Origin of the sequence: Formosimonas limnophila, from assembly GCF_014652675.1 — a bacterium.
GTDB lineage: Bacteria > Pseudomonadota > Gammaproteobacteria > Burkholderiales > Burkholderiaceae > Hydromonas > Hydromonas limnophila.
The window spans coordinates 1-1,393 of the sequence record NZ_BMZG01000036.1; the positions used below are offsets into that span (position 1 = coordinate 1).

Annotated in this window: 2 protein-coding genes; both read left to right on the forward strand. The window is 46.3% G+C overall.

Features of this window, described 5'->3' with window-relative positions:
• Nucleotides 1-53: 53 nt before the first annotated feature.
• Nucleotides 54-752, forward strand: coding sequence for an EndoU domain-containing protein (locus IE082_RS11035; protein ID WP_189493960.1), 699 nt, complete (start codon nt 54-56; stop codon nt 750-752).
• Nucleotides 749-1,246 carry a hypothetical protein gene (locus tag IE082_RS11040; protein WP_189493961.1) on the forward strand — a complete coding sequence of 166 codons (498 nt, stop codon included), beginning with the start codon at nt 749-751 and terminating at the stop codon, nt 1,244-1,246. Before IE082_RS11035 ends, IE082_RS11040 begins: the two co-directional genes overlap by 4 nt.
• The last annotated feature ends 147 nt before the right edge of the window (nt 1,247-1,393 follow it).

Sequence of the window (1,393 nt, forward strand, 5' to 3'; positions counted from 1 at the left end):
TCAATAAAGGGATTCGTAACACTTTAGCGGGCTTCTATAATGGTTTTAATGAAATGTTGCCAGACTTGGTGGACGGTCAACCGCAGCCCAACTTACCGATTGATAGGAGTTATGATAGTGTTGCTGGTCCATTAACAGAAATTGGGATTGATTTAGCGATGGCTTCTGTCGGAAGTCGTGTGCGAGATACTGAAGGCTCAGCAGTTTCTGGTACGGTAGATAGCACAGGTTATGGAGGTAGAGCCGTTTCTGGCACAGTGAATGGTGAGACACGAGTCGTGGGAAGTTATTTAGATGACTTCAAACCTTCACCTACTCCAGCAAGGCTCGTAGAAGAGCAAGCTAGCCAACCGACTCAGGTGGCTTATATCAATTATGACCACATCATAAACGGTAACATCAACGGTGCGGGTAATGGTTCGGGAGGGCACTATATACGTTCACCGAACATCAGAGTTACCGAAGTCACGGGAGCGGTTGATAGCAATGGCGTTACCAAAGGCTACATTCAAGTGCGCGACCCGAATACGGGTGGATGGGCGAATAAGACAGCAGAAACCACCTTTTACCCAGAAACGTGGACGCAACGTCAAGTGCAACAAGAAATTCAAGGGGCGTTTTTGAATTCTAAACCAATTGGGGATGGTAAGTGGCAGGGAACTGCTCCAAGTGGTGTAACAATTCAAGGCTACTACGGTAGACCCAATGGTACTGGTACAACTGCATGGCCAGTTTGGGGAGGCAAGAAATGATTTTTAAAACACAAAATATTTGGGTAGATTGGTATTTAATTAGTTCATCTGTAAAATCGCATGGAGCAAGAGAAATCACATCGTGGCTAAACGATGATATCCAAGGTGCAGACAGTGCCGATCGTGTGATTAATCAGCTTCATGAAGCCGCCAAACTTGAGAGCCCACCCTATGGCGGTTACTTAGGCTCAGGCAACGCGCATCATTGGGGCATGTTCAAGGGCATTGTCTATATTCGATGCGAATATGTCGAAGAAATGAAAGTCGCCATGACTTACGAGCAAGCAGTTAGTGCGTTAGAGAACTACAAAAAATTTCTTTTGAGTAAACGCACTGACCCAGCTAATCCACCAGAGACGTTTGAGATTGAATATCAATTGGAGGGTGATGAAGCGGCAGACTTTTATTTTAATAAGTTGGGTGGTCGTCTCGGTTATACATTAGAGGAGCGTAAAGCGATGGCGAAAGAACAAAAAAGACGAGGCAAAAAGTGAACCGTTGGTTTTTGCTCATCTGTCAAACAGCCTCAGCGGGATTTGTCCCGCTGAGGCTGTTTGCGTTTAAGCAAAGTCAGCAAACCACCAGCACTGGCAACATGGCCAATCGCACCACACGCGGCTACTCATCGACACGCACCGAGC

What these genes read in the sequence shown, in the direction of transcription:
- IE082_RS11035 (WP_189493960.1), top strand. Translation starts at nt 54, where the DNA reads ATGTTGCCAGACTTGGTGGACGGTCAACCGCAGCCCAACTTACCGATT.
- IE082_RS11040 (WP_189493961.1), top strand. Translation starts at nt 749, where the DNA reads ATGATTTTTAAAACACAAAATATTTGGGTAGATTGGTATTTAATTAGT.